Below are 16911 nucleotides of genomic sequence, written 5' to 3' on the forward strand. Positions count from 1 at the left end.
GAGCGGACTATGAGCACGATGGAAAGAATCCTTCGTTTGATGGCGGACAAAAAGGCGTCGGACGTTTACCTGTCGGCCCATTCCCCCGCCCTGATCAAGATCAACGGCCAGGCCATTCCGATCAACGCGCAAATCCTGCCGCCGGACGCGCCGCGCAACCTGCTGGCCGAGGTGCTGCCGCCCGAGCGCATCGAGGAGATGGAGGAAATCGGCGAGCTCAACATGGCGCTGCCGATTGCCGGCCTGGGCAACTTCCGCATCAGCGCCTTCAGGCAGCGCAGCACCTATGCCGCGGTGATCCGTTTCATCCCCACGGAAATTCCGCCGCTGGACAGCCTGAACGTGCCGCCCATCCTGGCCGACCTGATCATGGAAAAGCGCGGCCTGCTGCTGATGGTGGGCTCCACCGGCGCCGGCAAGAGCACCACGCTGGCGGCCATGATGGACCGCCGCAACGAGATCACGCTGGGCCACATCCTCACCATCGAGGACCCGGTCGAATTCCTGTTCACCAACAAGAAGTCCGTCGTCAACCAGCGCGAGGTCGGCAGCGACACACAATCGCTGCAGGTGGCGCTCAAAAACGCGCTGCGCCAGGCGCCCGACGTGATCCTGATCGGTGAAATCCGCGACCGGGAAACCATGTCGGCCGCCATTGCCTATGCGCAGTCGGGCCATCTGTGCCTGGCCACCATGCATGCCAACAACAGCTACCAGGCGCTCAACCGTATCCTGAGTTTTTACCCGGTCGAGGTGCGCAGCACCATGCTGGGCGACCTGGCCGCGGCCCTCAAGGCCATCGTCTCGCAACGCCTGCTGCGCACCCAGGACGGYGGCCGCACGCCGGCGGTGGAGGTCATGCTCAACACCAAGCTGATCGCCGAGCTGATTGAAAAAGGCGATTTCTCGGGCGTCAAGGAAGCCATGGAAAAATCCATGGCCGAGGGCTCGCAGACCTTTGAGCAGGACATCGCCAAGCTGATCGTGGAAGGCACCGTGACCCGCAAGGAAGGCATCCTCTATGCCGACTCGCCGACCAACCTGATGTGGCGCCTCGAAAACGACTTCGCCGTCAAGGCCAAGGCCTTGGAGCCTGAAGAAGACCCGGATGACGAACCGTCCTTCACCGAAATCACGCTCGACGTGAAACATTAAAAACACGATGGCGCTCGTCTCTTCGGGCCGACTCGAACCCAGGGCCTGTTAACACTATGTTTGCAAGATGCGTTGCGAGTCAAAAAGGCCTTGAGCAAGGCGCAAAACGCAGGCGGGGTGAACCCCGTCAAGGCTTTGCAACGCCGCGCAGGGCCTTTTTGATCGCAACCCGGAGGGAATGGGGTGAAAACAGCGCCACTCCGCGTTGCGCTCCTCACCCAGACTCCCGGTCTGGGATTCGTCGCACGCCTTGATTGGCGCTGTTTTCACCCCATTCGCATTTGTAAACATAGTGTTAACAGGCCCTAAACGACCATGTCCCGAACCCTGCAGCTCACCGAGCAACTGATCGCCCGGCCTTCCGTCACGCCCGACGATGCCGGCTGCCAGGCCCTGCTGATTGAACGCCTGGCGCCACTGGGCTTCCAGTGCGAAACCATCACCAGCGGCCCTGAAAACTTCCGCGTGACCAACCTCTGGGCCAAGCGCGCGGGCAAGCCGGCGTCCGGCGAAACCCCGGCTAAAACGCTTGTATTTGCCGGCCACACCGACGTTGTGCCCACCGGCCCGCTGGAGCAGTGGCAGAGCCCCCCCTTCACGCCCAGCCACCGCAACGGCCAGCTGTACGGGCGCGGCGCCGCCGACATGAAAACCTCCATCGCGGCCATGGTGGTGGCGGTCGAGGAGTTCCTGGCCGCGCATCCCGACCCGGCCCTCTCCATCGCCTTCCTGGTCACCAGCGACGAGGAAGGCCCGGCGGTCGACGGCACGGTCGTGGTCTGCGAGCAGCTCAAGGCGCGCGGCGAGACGCTGGACTACTGCATCGTGGGCGAGCCCACCTCGGTCGCCCAGCTGGGCGACATGATCAAGAACGGGCGGCGCGGCACCCTGAGCGGCAAACTCACGGTCAAGGGCGTGCAAGGCCATATTGCTTATCCGCACCTGGCCAGAAACCCCATCCACCTGTTCGCGCCGGCGCTGGCGGAGCTGGTGGCCACCGAATGGGACAAGGGCAATGCCTTCTTCCCGGCCACCAGCTGGCAGGTGTCCAACATCCATGGCGGCACCGGCGCGTCCAACGTGATCCCGGGTGAGCTGGTGGTCGATTTCAACTTCCGCTTCTGCACCGAGTCCACGCCCGAAAGCCTGCAGCAGCGCCTGCAGGCCTTGCTGAGCCGGCACCAGCTCGATTACGACCTCAAATGGACGCTGGGCGGGCTGCCCTTTCTGACCACACCCGGCACGCTGGTCGAGGCGGTGCGCGGCGCCATCGGGGCCGAGACCGGGCTGCAGACCGAGCTCTCCACCACGGGCGGCACCAGCGACGGCCGTTTCATCGCCAAGATCTGCCCGCAGGTCATCGAGTTCGGTCCGCTCAACGCCACCATCCACAAGATCAACGAATGTGTGCCGGTGAGTTCGCTCGATCCGCTCAAAAACATCTACAAGGGCGTGCTGGAGCGGCTGGCGGCATGACCAAGGCCGTAACGCCCCTGACGGTGCTGGCGCTGGTCGAGCAGATGGCGGCAAGGCTGGATGCCGCGGGCCTGAGCTTTGCCGACGGCTTCGGCCAGGGCACGACCAACGCCTTTGACGAAGCCGCCTGGCTGGTGCTGTGGAAGCTGGGCTTGCCGCTGGACGACCTTGATTCGGTCGAAACCCGGCTGGTGAGCACCGAAGAAGAGGCGCAGGTCGCCGCGCTGCTGGATGCGCGCATCAGCACGCGCAAGCCGGCTGCCTACCTCACGAAGGAAGCCTGGCTCATGGGCCTGCCTTTTTACGTCGACGAGCGCGTAATCATCCCGCGCTCGCTGATCGCCGAGCTGCTGGCCGACGCCAGCATAGACCCCTGGCTGGGCGAGCACACCCACCGTGTGCTCGACCTGTGCACCGGCAACGGCAGCCTGGCCATTCTCGCGGCCATCACCTACCCGGACGTGGTGGTGGAGGCCGCCGACATCAGCCTGGACGCCCTGGCCGTGGCCCGCATCAATGTGGACCGCCACCACCTGGACAGCCGCGTCACGCTGGTTGAATCGGATGGCCTGGCCGCCTGCGCGGGCCAATACGACCTGATCCTGTGCAATCCGCCCTATGTGAATGCGGCCAGCATGGCCGCCCTGCCCCCCGAATTCCGCGCGGAACCGGACCTGGCGCTGGCCGGCGGCAGCGACGGCATGGACTTCATTCGAGGCCTGATTCAAAACGCGGCCCGCCATATGAGCGAAAATGCGGTCCTGGTGCTGGAAATCGGCAATGAGCGCGAGAATTTCGAGCGCGCCTTCCCGACGCTTGAACCGCTGTGGTTCGAGACCAGCTCGGGCGCCGACCAGGTTTTGCTGCTGACGCGCGAACAACTGGCTTGAGCCGGCTTGACGGCCGGCGCGAAGCCCTGGCGCGGCTCTTGCACCGCAAGGGCCAGGCGTGGACACCGCCGCCCGACTACTTTTCCTGAAATTGCACATTTAAATGATTACCCTTAAAAACGTCGTGCTGCGCCGCGGCGCCAAAGTGATTCTGGACAGCGCGTCCGTCACCCTCAACCCCGGTGAAAAAATCGGGCTGGTGGGCCGCAACGGCGCCGGCAAGTCCTCGCTGTTCGCCATGCTCAACGGCACGCTGCACGAGGACGGCGGTGATTTTTCGATACCCGCGCAGTGGAGCATGGCGCAGGTGGCGCAGGACATGCCCGAGACCGAGCAAAGCGCGACCGCCTTTGTGGTCGAAGGCGACGTGGTGCTGTTGGCCGCGCAAACCGAGGTGGAAGCCTCGGAAGCCAGCGGCGACGGCGACCGCATGGCCCACGCCTATATGGCGCTCTACGACGCCGGCGCGCACGACGCACAAGCCCGCGCCCAGGCCCTGATCCTCGGCCTGGGTTTCAAGGTCAGCGAACTCGACAACCCCGTCAACAGCTTCTCCGGCGGCTGGCGCATGCGCCTTCAGCTGGCGCGCGCGCTGATGTGCCCGTCCGACCTGCTGCTGCTCGACGAGCCCACCAACCACCTGGACCTGGACGCGCTGGTCTGGCTCGAGGCCTGGCTCAAAAAATACCAGGGCACCATGCTGGTCATCAGCCATGACCGCGAATTCCTCGACGCCGTGACCGACGTGACGGTGCACATCGAAAACGCCAGGCTGACGCGATACGGCGGCAATTACAGCAAGTTCGAGGACCTGCGCTCCGAGCAGATGGCCTTGCAGCAAACCGCCTTCGCCAAGCAGCAGGACAAGATCGCCCACCTACAAAAATTCATCGCGCGCTTTAAGGCCAAGGCCAGCAAGGCCAAGCAGGCGCAAAGCCGCGTCAAGGCGCTGGACCGCATGGAAAAAATCGCGCCCCTGCTGGCCGAGGCCGACTTCACCTTCGAGTTCAAGGAGCCGGCCAACCTGCCCAATCCCATGCTCTCGATGCAGAACGCCTTCTTCGGCTACCCGCCGCCCGAAGGCGCACCCGAAGGCACGCCGCCCACGGTCATCGTGCAGAACGTCAGCAAGTCGGTGCTGGCCGGCCAGCGCATAGGCATCCTGGGCGCCAACGGCCAGGGCAAGTCCACGCTGGTCAAGACCGTGGCGCGCGCATTGGCGCCTATTCAAGGAGAGATGACCGAAGGCAAGGGCCTGAACATCGGCTACTTCGCCCAGCAGGAACTCGACGTGCTGCGCCCGGCCGATACGCCGCTGGAGCACATGATCCGCCTCGTCAAGGAAGTCACCGCGGCCGGCAGGATCAGCGGCCAGCAGACGCGCGAGCAGGACTTGCGCGCCTTCCTGGGCATGTTCAATTTCAGCGGCGACATGGTCAAGCAGGCCGTGGGTAGCATGAGCGGCGGTGAAAAAGCCCGCCTGGTGCTGTGCATGATCGTCTGGCAGCGCCCCAACCTGCTGCTGCTCGACGAGCCGACCAACCACCTGGATCTGGCCACGCGCGAGGCGCTGTCGATGGCGCTCAACGAGTTTGAAGGCACGGTGATGCTGGTCAGCCATGACCGAGCCCTGCTGCGCGCCGTCTGCGACGAGTTCTGGATGGTCTCGCGCGGCGGCGTCGCGCCCTTTGACGGCGACCTGGACGACTACCAGCGCTACCTGCTCGACGAGGCCAAGCGCCAGCGCGAGGAAGCCAAGAAAGCCGGCGGTGCGGCCCCAGCCGCCAAGCCAGAAACACCCGCCGCCGCGCCCGCGGAAAAGAAACCCGTGCCGCGCGACACACCCGAGCAGCGCAAGCTCGACGCGCAGCGCCGCCAGCAGCAGGCCGAGGCCACCAAGCCGCTGCGCAAGGAAGTTGAAAAAATCGATCAGCGCATGAAGGCCCTCAACATTGAGCAGGGCAGCTTGCAGGCCCTGCTGGCCACCACCACCGCACCGGCCGAACTGGCCCAGGCCGGCAAGCGCCTCAAGGCCATCGAAGGCGAAATAGGCATGCTGGAAGAACGGTGGCTGGAGCTGACAGAGCAGATAGAGACCACCGCGGTGTAAAGTGGCTGCAGGCCCCTCGCCTGCAGCTTGTTGACCCAAGCAGGGCCGTCCTTGAAAGGATTTGATCCATGCCTTCCGCCTTGCACATGGCCGCGGACAACGCGGCACTGTCAGCCGCCGTCAAGCGCAGCCGCAAGCTGCTGAACAAGCGCGCCATGGTCGCGGCTGCGGCCAGCGCCGTACCGGTGCCCGGGCTCGACTGGATGGTGGACGCGGCCATGCTGTCCCAGCTCATCCCCGAGATCAACAAGGAATTCGGCCTCACGCCGCAGCAGCTCGACCGGCTCGAGCCGAAAAAACGCGACCAGGTGCAAAAAGCCGTGGCCCTGGTGGGCTCGGTGCTGATCGGCAAATTCATCAGCCGCGACCTGGTCATCAAGGCCGCCACCAAAATCGGCGTGCGCCTGACGGCCAAGCAGGCCGCCAAATACGTCCCGCTGGCCGGCCAGGTCGTCGCGGCCGCCGTCGGCTACGCGGCCATCCGCTACTTCGGTGAAGAGCACATGAAGGACTGCATACGGGTGGCACGGCAGGCGCAGCTCGACGTGCCGGCGCTGGGGCATTCGGCCTGAATCGGCTTGAGACCGGACCCCGCAATTTCCCCGCGCAAAAAACAAAAGGACTTGGCCTTTCGGCCAAGTCCTTTTGAAGGGTGGTGGGTTCTGACAGATTCGAACTGTCGACCTACGGATTAAGAGTCCGCTGCTCTACCAACTGAGCTAAGAACCCGGAAATTCTGGTGGGACCAGCGGGGGTCGAACCCACGACAAACGGATTAAAAGTCCGCTGCTCTACCAACTGAGCTATGGTCCCGAGTTATATCACAGGGTTTCCCTCGCGATACATTCCGGTATTTGCCACTTCAAGAGCAGCAAAGCCTTGAATTATAGCGTGGTTTTTTAGCGCTCCGCAAAAACTCAGGCGGCAATTTTGTCGAGTGCCCAGCCGGCCGCGCATAGGCCGAAGGTCGAGGTGACGCTGACCACCGACCCATAACCATGGCAGTTCAGGCTGCCGTCGCTTTGGGCCGCGGCGGCGGGCTGCAGCACGGCCTCGCGGCTGAACACGCAGGCCACGCCCATCTTGCCTTTGCGCGCCGCGCTGTGCTCCTTGCGCAGCCGGTAGCGCAGTTGCGCCAGCAAGGGGTCGTGCGTGACCAGCGACAGGTCGTCGATGTCCACACGGTGCGCCAGCCGCTTGCCGCCCGCCGCGCCCACACTGACGAGGTTGACCTTGTTGGCGATGGCCCAGGCGGCCATGGCGGTCTTGGCTTTCACCTGGTCGCAGGCGTCGATCACGGCCAGTTGCTTACGGTCAAAACTGCCCTCAAGGTCCAGAATGCCCGGCCAGTTGGCGGCGTCGACGAATTCCTCAATGCCGTCGACGCGGCAGCCCGGATGGATTTGCGCGATGCGCTCCCGCATGGCCTGCACCTTGGCCTGCCCCAGCGTGCTGTCCAGCGCATGGACCTGGCGGTTGATATTGGATTCGGCGATGTGGTCAAGGTCTATCAGGGTCAGCCGGGCCACGCCGCTGCGGGCCGCGGCTTCGGCCGCCCAGGAACCCACGCCGCCCAGGCCCACGACCACGATGTGCGCCTGGCGTATGCGCTGCGCGCCCGCTGCGCCGTAAAGGCGCGCCAGGCCGCCGAAGCGGCGCTCCAGGTCGGCGGGGAGTTCTTCGATCAGGGAAGTCATGGCCGTGAAGCTATGCGGGCCTCAGGCCTGGCGCTCAAGCCGCCAGACCTGGTATTTCAAGCCCGCCACGCAGCCCGCGAGTATGGCCGCCAGCGCCACAAAACTCGTAAAGCTCAGGGTCGAGATGCCCGACAGGCCCTGCCCCACGGTGCAGCCCATGGCGCAGACGCCGCCCACGCCCATCAGCGTGGCGCCCACCAGGTGGTTGGCCGTGTCTTCCGCGTCGCGAAAGCCTTCCCAGCGGAAGCTGCGCGACAGCAGCGCATAGACGGCCGAACCGGCCACCACGCCGAACACCGACACGATGCCCAGCGTGAGCACCTTGCTCTTGTCACTGAAGAACATCAGCCAGTCCACGGTATAGGCCACGGGCGAGACAAAACTCAAGGCCTCGGCCCGGCCCGAGTTGGTGGCCAGAAAAGCCTCCTGCAGCGTCTCGGGGTGTTCGGCCACATAGCCCAGGCGCCCGCTGACCCACCACATGGCGGCGATGACGCCGCCTATGCCCAGGCCGGCGAGCAGGCTGTCGAAGCGGCGGAAGTCTTCGCTGAACAAGGCCCAGACGATCAGGCCCAGGCCGATGAGGATGGCCAGGCCTATGCCGGCCGCGGCCGGCGTGATGCCGATGGCGCCGGCCACCCAGTTCGGCAGGGTCGCGTTGGCCGTGAAATCAATCGCGACCTTGTCGACGGTGGCCACGCGAACCACGGCGGTGATGCCCTTGAGCGTGGCGAAGGCCGCGATACCCATCACGGCAAACACCACGACGGACTTGAGGCTGCCGCCGCCTATGCGCACCAGGGTCTTGCTGCCGCAGCCCGAAGCCAACACCATGCCAAAACCGAACATGGCGCCGCCCACCAGGGCCGAGAGCCAGATAAAGCGGTTGGACGCATAAAGCGTCTTCGCGGGATCGATCACCCCGGCCGCGGCCATGGTGAAGAAACCTATCATGGCCACACCTATGGCCATGCCCCACATGCGCATGCGCGTCCAGTCGCCCATGTTCACGATGTCGCTGACGGCGCCCATGGTGCAGAAGTGGGTGCGCTGGGCAATCGCGCCAAAAACCATGGCCAGAATGAAACCGGCCCAGAGAACCTGGGCCGTGAGACTGTTGAGTGCGGAGATGTCCATGCCCCGATTTTAGTTGGGAATGAACATCTGCCCCTTTTGAATGGCGCCGCTACTTCAGCTTGGCCAGCCGTTCCTTGGCGACGGAAGCCGCTTCGGCTTGGGGATAAGCCTTGACCAGGTCTTCCAGCGTCTTGCGGGCCGACTTGACGTCCTTGAGTTCCACCTGGCAGTTGGCCATCGAAAGCATGGCTTCCGGCGCGCGCATATGGTCGGGTTCAGCCGTCACCAGCGAGCGGAAATTGGTCACCGCATCACGGTAATTGCGCAAGGCGTACTGCGCATTGCCGAGCCAGAACAGGGACGAAGCCCGGTAGCCGGTCTGCGGGTAACGCTTCATGAAGGCCAGGAAACCAGTCTGCGCGCCCGCAAAGTCGCCCTTGCGCAGCGTGGCCAGCGCGGTTTCGAACTCCTGCCTTTCGGCCGGCTCGGCGACAAACTCCTTGCCGTCCACGTTGACCTTGCCGGGCTCGAATTTGCGCAGGCGCTCGTCCACGCCCGTCGTCAGGTCCTTCTGGGTGCGCTGCATCTCGGCCACATTGCGCGTGAGGTTCTCGTTCTGCCCGCGCAGGGTGGCGAGTTCATTGCGCAGGGCTTCGATCTGGTTGGACAGGTCCAGCAGGCTGCGGCGCAGCTGGGCGTTGTCCTCGGTGGTCCTGCGCAGCTCTTCGGCCGTGCGGGTTTGCGCCGCATCGACCTTCTGCCGCAAATCGAGGATCGCCCGGCGAGCCTCGTCGTCTTCAAACAGCCCCGCATGCGCGTTGAACGCCAGCAGGCCGGCCGCGAGGATCGCGGCGATCCGGAAGGTCTTCACGGTCGGCACCCGGCTTAACGGTAGCTCAGTTCAGCGCGGCGGTTCTTCGCCATGGCTTCCTCGTCGGAGCCCGGCACCGCGGGTTTTTCCTTGCCGAAGCTCACGGCTTCGACTTGCGCATCGGCCACGCCCAGCAGGCCCAGCGCGCGGCGAACGGCTTCGGCGCGTTTCTGGCCCAGGGCCAGGTTGTACTCACGGCCGCCGCGCTCGTCGGTGTGGCCTTCGATGGCCATCTTGCGGCCCTTGTTGGCGGTCAGGTACTTGGCATGGGCTTCGATCACGCCCTGGAACTCGGGCTTGACCACGTAGCTGTCGAAATCAAAGTAGATGACCTTGGCCACATTGGCCGGGCCCGCGAGCGAGGCATCGGCGCCTTCCACCTGCACCGGCTGCACACCGCGGCCGCTGGCGCCCGACGGGTCGCCTTGTGTGGTCTGGCCCGTGCGGTCTTCGACGGGAACGTCATTGAGCTTGACGCCGGAGCCGCAGGCCGCCAGCGTGGCCGCCAGGACCAGGGAGGAGATGATGGAAAAAATTCTGCGTTTCATGAAGTACCTCTACAAAAAATAAAAATGGGCCGGATCAAAAACGGTGGCTTGAAGCGCCTGCCTGGCGCTGTGAATCAACGCTGGAAGGGTCCCCAATCGGGCTCCCGGATATCGCCGCTGGCGCCGGACAGCCTGGCTTTGATCTTGCCGTCCAGCGTGGTGGTCATCAGCGCTTCCCTGCCCTGCTGGTGGGTCGCGTAGACGATCAGGCGGCTGTTGGGCGCGAAGCTCGGACTTTCGTCGGCCGAAGTGTCGGTGATTGGAGTGACGGTCCCTGTCGCAAGTTCCATGACGTGCAGCTTGAAGGCGCCGCCCACCCGGGAGATGTAGGCCAGCCAGCGCCCGTCGGGGCTGATCGCGGGGGAGATGTTGTAGCTCCCGGTAAAGGTCACGCGCTCGGCATTGCCGCCGTTCGGGCCCATGCGGTAGATCTGCGGCGCGCCGCCTCGGTCGCTGACGAAGTAGATATAGCGCCCGTCGGGCGAGAAGGCGGGTTCGGTGTCAATGCTGGAAGACTGGGTCAGCCGCTTGGGGTCGCCGCCATTGAGGCCTATGGCATAGAGCTGCGAGCCTCCGTCGCGGCTCAGCGTCGCCACCAGTTGCTTGCCGTCCGGCGACCAGGCCGGCGCGCTGTTGGAGCCGCGGAAGTTGGCCAGCAGGCGCCGCTTGCCGCTGGCCACGTCGTGCGCGTAGATCACCGGCTTGCGCGATTCAAACGACACATAGGCCAGCTGCGCGCCGTTGGGCGACCAGGCCGGCGATATGATGGGCTCGGGGCTGGTCAGCGCGGACTGCGCACCCTCCCCGTCGGAGTCGGCCACCCAGAGGTTGTACTTCTGGGCCGCCTTGGTCACATAGGCGATGCGCGTCGAGAAAATGCCCTTCTCGCCGGTCAGTTTTTCGTAGACAAAATCGGAAATGCGATGCGCCGACAGGCGCAGGTCGGCCGGGCCCACGGTGTAGCTCTGCCCGCCCAGATCCTGGCCGCGCACGATGTCCCAGAGGCGCAGACGCACGTCGTAGCGGCCGTCGGCCAGCAAGCTCACGCTGCCCGTGACCATGGAGTCCGCGCCCTTTTGCCGCCAGGCCGTCAGGTCCGGGCGGGTGTTCTCGTCGGCGGTGACGCCGGTGGTGTCGACCGGGCGGAACATGCCGCTGCGCTCGAGGTCGGCCCGCACGATGGCGCCGATTTTTTGCGGCGCCTGCGCATCCCCGCGAAACGCGGCGACGGCAATGGGCAATTGGGTCAGGCCGACACCGGACACCTCGACGCGAAATTGCGCGAAAGCCGGCAGAACAGGGAAAGCGCCGGCCGCCAGCAGGCTGACGAGGGTGCGGCGGCGAAGAAAAGGTGCAGTGAAAGGTGCAATGCTCATAGGGAAGAGTTGGATCCGTTCAGGGGGGTTATTTTGACGGTGGATTTGACGCCGGGGGAAGAATCAAGTTCACGAAGCCCCTTGTCGGCCAGGACCACATCGGTTTTCATGCGCTCAAGCACCCTTTTTTTGTTGATGGACTCCTGGTCGCGCGGGTTCTCGCGGTGCCAGAGGTGGAAAACTTCGGTGCCCATGAAACCGTTTTTTCGGTGGACGCCCAGGTGGTGAAGCCTGAGCACGAGGTCGGCATCTTCATGCCCCCAGCCTTCGAAGGTTTCATCAAATCCGTTGACACCGGCAAAGTCCGCGCGCCAGACACCCAGGTTGCAGCTGCGTATGCCGTGCCAGCGAAAGTCCGGTTTTACCCTGAATAAACGTCGCGGCCAGGGGAGCAGGTGCAATAATTTGTTGCTGCCCCCCAAGAGCCGCGCCCCCAGCCAGAACCATACAGGACGGCTGGGCAGGTCGATAGCGCCATTGACTACACGTTCTGTCAGACGTTGGCTGATAAGCACCCGGCTGCCGTTCACAAAGCAGCCTTTTTCGGCAAGCCGCGTGTGCGCGGCCACAAAAGCCTTGTTGGGCACGCAGTCGCCGTCCAGAAAGACCAGGTAGTCGCCCGTGGCCTGGCTGGCCCCGAGGTTGCGCGCCCGCGCCGCGGTAAAGCCCACGTCGGGGTGCCAGATGTGGCGGGCCGGACACTTGAACGCGGGGCACTGCGCGAGCAGCATCCGCACCTGTTCGGGCCGCGAGCCGTCGTCGGCCACCAGCACCTCATGGCCTTCACCGCACTGCGCAGCCAGCGACCGCAACACGGCCAGCAAGGCATCCGTGCGGTTGTAGGTCAGGACGATAAAGCTGATCTTCATCGCCCGGCCGGCGCTCCCTTGGCGCCCCGCTGCAGCAGCCACAGCTTCAGGTAGCGGTAATAGGTGCCCTCGGCGTTGGAGATGGCCAGCACCAGGCCCATCCGGCCGTCGAGGAAACCCAGGCGCAGAAAATAGGTACGTATAAAGGCCCACAGGCCGTGGCCTATGGCCTTTCCGACCGAGGCCGTTTTGCCCTTGCCCTGCAGGCTTTGCGCGCCCGCCGTGGAATAGCGGTTGGCCTTGTCCAGGACCGCCTCGAAGTTGCGGAAGCTCTCGTGCAGCAGCTGCGAGCGCAGCTGGCCGACCGGCCCCTGGGCCAGCACTTTTTCATGCACCAGGTCCTCGCTGAAGCGGGCCGCCGTGCGGCGGAACAGCCGGGTGACCCGGTCGGGGTACCAGCCCGAATGGCGCATGTACTGCCCGCAATAGCTCGAGAGCCGGGGAAAGGAATACACATCGAAGGCCGGGGCCCGCAGGCAGGCCAGGATTTCTAGCTGCAGCTCGGGCGTCACCCGCTCGTCGGCGTCCAGGGACAGCACCCAATCCGAGGTGGCCAGCGCCAGCGCCCGGTTCTTCTGGATGCCGAAGCCCTGCCAGTCAGGGCTGACGCTGACTTCGGCGCCCAGGGATCGGGCGATCTGCACGGTGTTGTCGGTACTGCCGGAGTCCAGCACCACCACCTGGTCCGCGAAGCTCACGGAGCGCAGGCAGGCCTCCATGTTGTGGGCCTCGTTGTGGGTGATGACTGTGACGGACAAGCTTGCCAACGAATGCCTTTGCAATGAGGAGAAGAAGGAAACCGCCCGTGATTTTGCCAGTGAAACCGGCGCCGCTTGACGCGCTGACAGCATAGCAGAGCCCCCCGGCATTCAAGGCCTTGGCGGGAAACGGAATCGCCGATAATGCGGGCAACCCTACGGCAACCCCAGACCACTTTGCGAACAAAAACAATCAATATCCGGCTCGCCATCATCTGCCTGGCGGCGGCCTCCGTGGGGTTGTCCATCGCCATCATCAGCGTCGCCAAGCTGTTCTTGCTGGCCTGCTTCCTGGCCTTCCCCTTGCTCGCCAGGAATCTGCCGAAGAACGGCGCCTCCCTGCTAAAAACCTGGACGCCGGCGGCCGTGCTGCTGGTTCTGGTGGCGTTTGCGCTGAGCCTGCTCTGGACGGTCGCGCCGCAAAAGGAAGCCCTTGGCTCGCTCGCCAAGTACGGCAAACTCGCCATCATCATCGCCATGATGACCCTGATCCGGGACCGCCGCGAGGCGAGTTGCGCATTGGCCGCATTTGCGCTCGCACAGTTGCTGGTGGTCGCCAGTTCGTGGCTGCTTTTTGCCCACCTGCCGGTGGCCTGGGCCAGTTCCCGCACGACGCTGAGCCACTACACCGTCTTTTCCGGATACCTCGACCAGGGCATCATGAGCGCCGTATTCGCCGCGGTGTGCTGGCATTTGCGGGGCATGGTGCCTGGCCGCTACGGTCCGCAAGCCGCCGCCGTGGTGGCGCTGGCCTCCCTGGCCAACGTGTTCTTCGTGCTGGCCGGCCGCAGCGGCCAGGCGGTCGGCGTTGCCCTGCTGTCCCTGGCCATCATGTGGCAGCTTCCCAAAAAATACCGCATCGCCGCGGTGGCCCTGCCCTTTGTGCTGATACTGGTGCTGTTTGCGAGCTCCCCGACGATGCGGGAAAGGCTCACGCTGCTCAAGACGGAAGTGCAAGCCTATTCGCCGCAGCAGGACACCAACACCTCATCGGGCGTGCGGCTCACGTTCTGGCGAACCGCCGCCCAGCTTGTCGCTCAAAAGCCGCTTGTGGGCGCGGGCATAGGCAGCTGGAGCACCGAGTACAACCGGATGGAGCGCCAGAAAAATCCGGCCCACAGCGATATAGCACCCAATGGCAACCCGCACCAGGAATACCTGCTCTGGGGCGTGCAGCTCGGCGTTCCAGGCCTGCTGCTGATCGCCGGCTTCATGCTCTCGGTGCTGCGCGACACCCTGAAGATGGAAGTACCCCACGCGCGGGCCGCGCAATCCGCCCTGCTGGCGCTGGCTGTGGCCTGCCTGTTCAACTCCACCCTTTACGACGGCCTGATCGGCGATTTCTTCTGCGTCCTGATCGGCCTGCTGCTGGCATTGGGACTGAGCAAACCCACCGTGCCGCCCCTACCCCAACACGTAACGTGAGCTCTCCCACCGATAACCAAGCCCCCGCCGCGGCCGCCAGGCTGAGCCTGTGGCGCCGCCTCGCGCGGGTCTGGCCCTACTTCAGCGGCTCGCGCACGGGCTGGGCGCTGGCCGTGGGCGCGACCATCGTCGCCTCGGCCACCGAACCCTTTGTGCCGGCCCTGCTCAAGCCGCTGCTGGACCGCGGCTTCCAGAAGGGCGCGCTGGACCTGTGGCTGGTGCCGGTGACCCTGATCCTGCTGTTCGCCGTGCGCGGCATCTCCGGCTTTGTGGCGCAGTACGCGCTGGCCAAGGTCACCAACGAGGGCCTGCAGTCGCTGCGCCGCGCGATGTTCGGCAAGCTGCTGAGCTCGCGCCTGTCGCTGTTCGCGGACCAGTCCTCCAGCGCCCTGGCCAACACCGTGGTCTACGAGGTGTTCAACGGCTCGTCGATGATGATCAACGCGGTCATGAAGCTGGCGCGCGACGTGCTCACGCTGGCGGCGCTGGTGGCCTACCTGCTGTTCCTCAACTGGAAGCTGATGCTCATCGTCTCCCTGCTGTTTCCGGCCGTCGCGCTGGTGATCCAGCTGCTGACGCGGCGCCTTTACCGCCTGACCCGTGAAAGCCAGGTCGCCACCGACAACCTGGCCTATGTCGTGGAAGAAAACGTGCTGGCCCACCGTGACGTGCGCCTGCACGGCGCGCAGGCCGGCCAGGCTTCGCGCTTCGAGGGACTGAGCAACACGCTGCGCCGCCTGTCCATCAAATCCACCGTCGCCTATGCCGGCATGAGCGCCATCACCCAGGTACTGGCCGCCATGGCCCTGTCGGCTGTGATCTCCATCGCGCTGCTGCAGGGCTCGGAAAACACCACCACGGTGGGCGGCTTTGTGGCCTTTGTGACGGCCATGCTGCTGCTGATCGCGCCCATCAAAAGCCTGTCCGACGGCGCCACGCCCATCACGCGCGGGCTGGCGGCGCTGGAGCGCGGGCTGGACCTGGTCGACCTGGTCGAGGACGAAAGCAGCGGCGGTTTCACCCAGGCCAGGGCCGCCGGGGACATCGAATTGTCCGGCGTGAGCGTGCTCTACAAGCCGGACGCGCCACCGGCGCTGGACCAGGTGAGCCTGTCGATACGCGCCGGCGAGACCGTGGCCCTGGTGGGGTCATCCGGCTCCGGCAAGACCACGCTAGCCAGCCTGCTGCCGCGCTTTGTCGACTACAGCGCCGGCAGCATCAGGCTGGACGGCACCGAGCTGCGGGACTGGAACCTGGCATCCCTGCGTTCGCAGTTCGCCTTCGTGAGCCAGCACGTCGTCATGTTCAACAACAGCATGGCCTTCAACGTCGCGCTGGGCCAGTCCTTCGACCGCGAAAAAGTGGTCAGCTGCCTGGCCGCCGCCAACCTGGGCCAGTTGCTTGAGGAACTCCCGCAAGGCATAGACACCGTGCTCGGCCACAACGCCATGCAGCTGTCCGGCGGCCAGCGCCAGCGCCTGGCGATTGCCCGGGCGCTGTACAAGGATGCGCCGGTGCTCATCCTCGACGAAGCTACCTCGGCCCTGGACACGGAGTCGGAAAAAGCCGTGCAGGAGGCCATACAGCGGCTGGCCTCGGGCCGCACCTCACTGATCATCGCCCACCGGCTGTCCACCATCCAGCACGCCGATCGCATCATCATGATGAACGCCGGCCGCATCGTCGAGCAAGGCAGCCATGCAGAGTTGCTTCAAAATAACGGCGCCTACGCCCACCTTTACCGCCTGGGCTTCCAGGGCGCAGCCTAGAAAGTCATTCCCCGATGCCAGTCTCTATCAGCGGCTTTACCTTTATTCGCAACGGCGTGGGCCTGGGCTTTCCTTTTGAAGCCTCGATACGCTCGCTGCTGCCCCTGGTCGATGAATTCGTCGTGGCCGTGGGCAAGGGCGAGGACGACACGCTGGAACGCGTCAAAGCCATTGGCGACCCGAAAATCCGCATCATCGAGACCCTGTGGAACGAGCGCATGGCCGACCGCGGCTTTGTCTATGCCCAGCAAAAAATGATCGCGCAGTATTCGTGCACCGGCGACTGGGCTTTTTACCTGGAAGGCGATGAAGTCGTGCATGAGGGCGAACTGGCCGCCATACGCGCCAGCGTCGAGCGCCACCACAACAACCCGGCCGTCGAGGCGCTGGTCTTCGACTACCTGCACTTCTACGGCTCGCCCGACTGGATTTCCATCAGCCCCGGCTGGTACCGCCGCGAATGCCGTTTGATCCGCAACACCATACGCAGCTACGCGCCCGACGGCCAGTACTGGCTGGTCACCACCCGCCACAAGCGCGGGCGCAACCCGCAGGCCGCGCTGGCCAACGCCCATATCTACCACTACGGCTGGATACGCCGCAACGAGGAAATGCAAAAGAAGCTGGACCAGGTCAGCAAGTACTGGGGCGAAGCCCGGGCCGCGCAGATCACCTACAGCCAGTTCGACCGCCGCGCCCTCGCCCCCTTCACCGGCACCCACCCCGAGGCGGTGAAGCAATGGCTGGCAACGGAAGCCGAGCCGGTGCTCAACATAGACCCGGCCTACAAACCCACGCCCAAGGAAAACAAGTACCACTTCATGCGCCAGGTGGAGACGCTGACCGGGCTGGACTTCAGCCGCAAGCACTTCAAGCTCGTCGCCTGAAGC

General features: G+C 64.8%; 15 protein-coding genes and 2 tRNA genes. 8 read left to right on the top strand and 9 right to left on the bottom strand.

The window, feature by feature from the left end; genetic code table 11:
- Nucleotides 1-9: 9 nt before the first annotated feature.
- The 5 genes from AC1DUN_RS14210 to AC1DUN_RS14230 all read left to right on the top strand — a co-directional run bounded on the left by AC1DUN_RS14210 (nt 10) and on the right by AC1DUN_RS14230 (nt 6203).
- Entirely contained in the window at nt 10-1155 is a 1146-nt protein-coding gene (locus AC1DUN_RS14210) for a PilT/PilU family type 4a pilus ATPase (protein ID WP_477714504.1), read from the top strand.
- Between the two features lie 315 nt (nt 1156-1470).
- Complete coding sequence (gene dapE / locus AC1DUN_RS14215; protein WP_477714505.1) at nt 1471-2631, top strand: succinyl-diaminopimelate desuccinylase; 1161 nt, start codon at nt 1471-1473, stop codon at nt 2629-2631.
- The gene (gene prmB / locus AC1DUN_RS14220; RefSeq protein WP_477714506.1) at nt 2628-3521 is read left to right on the top strand and encodes a 50S ribosomal protein L3 N(5)-glutamine methyltransferase; all 894 of its coding nucleotides are present in this window, start codon (nt 2628-2630) and stop codon (nt 3519-3521) included. The genes dapE and prmB overlap by 4 nt, the downstream gene beginning before the upstream one ends.
- A gap of 103 nt (nt 3522-3624) precedes the next feature.
- Nucleotides 3625-5631, top strand: a complete 2007-nt coding sequence (locus AC1DUN_RS14225; protein WP_477714507.1) for an ABC-F family ATP-binding cassette domain-containing protein — start codon at nt 3625-3627, stop codon at nt 5629-5631.
- Nucleotides 5632-5699: 68 nt separating this feature from the next.
- Nucleotides 5700-6203: a hypothetical protein gene (locus AC1DUN_RS14230; protein WP_477714508.1), complete on the top strand. Its 504-nt coding sequence runs from the start codon at nt 5700-5702 to the stop codon at nt 6201-6203.
- Nucleotides 6204-6284: 81 nt separating this feature from the next.
- On the opposite strand, the gene AC1DUN_RS14235 is transcribed toward AC1DUN_RS14230, so the two are convergent.
- The 9 genes from AC1DUN_RS14235 to AC1DUN_RS14275 form a co-directional block, all read right to left on the bottom strand.
- Nucleotides 6285-6360: transfer RNA gene (locus tag AC1DUN_RS14235), tRNA-Lys, on the bottom strand.
- Nucleotides 6361-6368: 8 nt separating this feature from the next.
- Nucleotides 6369-6444: transfer RNA gene (locus AC1DUN_RS14240), tRNA-Lys, on the bottom strand.
- 104 nt (nt 6445-6548) lie between these two features.
- Nucleotides 6549-7328: a tRNA threonylcarbamoyladenosine dehydratase gene (locus AC1DUN_RS14245; RefSeq protein WP_477714509.1), complete on the bottom strand. Its 780-nt coding sequence runs from the start codon at nt 7326-7328 to the stop codon at nt 6549-6551.
- A gap of 21 nt (nt 7329-7349) precedes the next feature.
- Nucleotides 7350-8465, bottom strand: coding sequence for a YeeE/YedE family protein (locus AC1DUN_RS14250; RefSeq protein ID WP_477714510.1), 1116 nt, complete (start codon nt 8463-8465; stop codon nt 7350-7352).
- A 49-nt stretch (nt 8466-8514) separates the two neighbouring features.
- Nucleotides 8515-9276, bottom strand: coding sequence for a tol-pal system protein YbgF (gene ybgF, locus AC1DUN_RS14255; RefSeq protein ID WP_477714511.1), 762 nt, complete (start codon nt 9274-9276; stop codon nt 8515-8517).
- Between the two features lie 14 nt (nt 9277-9290).
- The gene (gene pal, locus AC1DUN_RS14260; RefSeq protein WP_477714512.1) at nt 9291-9824 is read right to left on the bottom strand and encodes a peptidoglycan-associated lipoprotein Pal; all 534 of its coding nucleotides are present in this window, start codon (nt 9822-9824) and stop codon (nt 9291-9293) included.
- Between the two features lie 74 nt (nt 9825-9898).
- Entirely contained in the window at nt 9899-11200 is a 1302-nt protein-coding gene (tolB, locus tag AC1DUN_RS14265; protein WP_477714513.1) for a Tol-Pal system beta propeller repeat protein TolB, read from the bottom strand.
- The gene (locus tag AC1DUN_RS14270; RefSeq protein WP_477714514.1) at nt 11197-12069 is read right to left on the bottom strand and encodes a glycosyltransferase family 2 protein; all 873 of its coding nucleotides are present in this window, start codon (nt 12067-12069) and stop codon (nt 11197-11199) included. Before AC1DUN_RS14270 ends, tolB begins: the two co-directional genes overlap by 4 nt.
- A complete protein-coding gene (locus AC1DUN_RS14275; protein ID WP_477714680.1) occupies nt 12066-12788 on the bottom strand; it encodes a glycosyltransferase family 2 protein in 723 nt (240 codons plus the stop codon). The genes AC1DUN_RS14270 and AC1DUN_RS14275 overlap by 4 nt, the downstream gene beginning before the upstream one ends.
- A 216-nt stretch (nt 12789-13004) precedes the next feature.
- On the opposite strand from AC1DUN_RS14275, the gene AC1DUN_RS14280 reads away from it, so the two are divergent.
- Genes AC1DUN_RS14280 through AC1DUN_RS14290 form a run of 3 tightly spaced genes read left to right on the top strand, consistent with a single transcriptional unit; the run spans nt 13005 to nt 16908 of the window.
- Entirely contained in the window at nt 13005-14252 is a 1248-nt protein-coding gene (locus AC1DUN_RS14280) for an O-antigen ligase family protein (protein ID WP_477714515.1), read from the top strand.
- A complete protein-coding gene (gene msbA / locus AC1DUN_RS14285) occupies nt 14249-16021 on the top strand; it encodes a lipid A export permease/ATP-binding protein MsbA (RefSeq protein ID WP_477714516.1) in 1773 nt (590 codons plus the stop codon). The genes AC1DUN_RS14280 and msbA overlap by 4 nt, the downstream gene beginning before the upstream one ends.
- Nucleotides 16022-16035: 14 nt before the next feature.
- Nucleotides 16036-16908, top strand: coding sequence for a glycosyltransferase family protein (locus tag AC1DUN_RS14290; RefSeq protein WP_477714517.1), 873 nt, complete (start codon nt 16036-16038; stop codon nt 16906-16908).
- Nucleotides 16909-16911: the final 3 nt, after the last annotated feature.

This window comes from Polaromonas sp. P4_F6, from assembly GCF_056401275.1.

Coding starts and splice junctions, on each gene's coding strand:
- AC1DUN_RS14230 (WP_477714508.1), top strand. CDS start 5,700: ATGCCTTCCGCCTTGCACATGGCCGCGGACAACGCGGCACTGTCAGCC.
- pal (WP_477714512.1), bottom strand. CDS start 9,824: ATGAAACGCAGAATTTTTTCCATCATCTCCTCCCTGGTCCTGGCGGCC.
- AC1DUN_RS14225 (WP_477714507.1), top strand. CDS start 3,625: ATGATTACCCTTAAAAACGTCGTGCTGCGCCGCGGCGCCAAAGTGATT.
- tolB (WP_477714513.1), bottom strand. CDS start 11,200: ATGAGCATTGCACCTTTCACTGCACCTTTTCTTCGCCGCCGCACCCTC.
- AC1DUN_RS14250 (WP_477714510.1), bottom strand. CDS start 8,465: ATGGACATCTCCGCACTCAACAGTCTCACGGCCCAGGTTCTCTGGGCC.
- dapE (WP_477714505.1), top strand. CDS start 1,471: ATGTCCCGAACCCTGCAGCTCACCGAGCAACTGATCGCCCGGCCTTCC.
- prmB (WP_477714506.1), top strand. CDS start 2,628: ATGACCAAGGCCGTAACGCCCCTGACGGTGCTGGCGCTGGTCGAGCAG.
- AC1DUN_RS14270 (WP_477714514.1), bottom strand. CDS start 12,069: ATGAAGATCAGCTTTATCGTCCTGACCTACAACCGCACGGATGCCTTG.
- AC1DUN_RS14245 (WP_477714509.1), bottom strand. CDS start 7,328: ATGACTTCCCTGATCGAAGAACTCCCCGCCGACCTGGAGCGCCGCTTC.
- AC1DUN_RS14275 (WP_477714680.1), bottom strand. CDS start 12,788: ATGGAGGCCTGCCTGCGCTCCGTGAGCTTCGCGGACCAGGTGGTGGTG.
- AC1DUN_RS14290 (WP_477714517.1), top strand. CDS start 16,036: ATGCCAGTCTCTATCAGCGGCTTTACCTTTATTCGCAACGGCGTGGGC.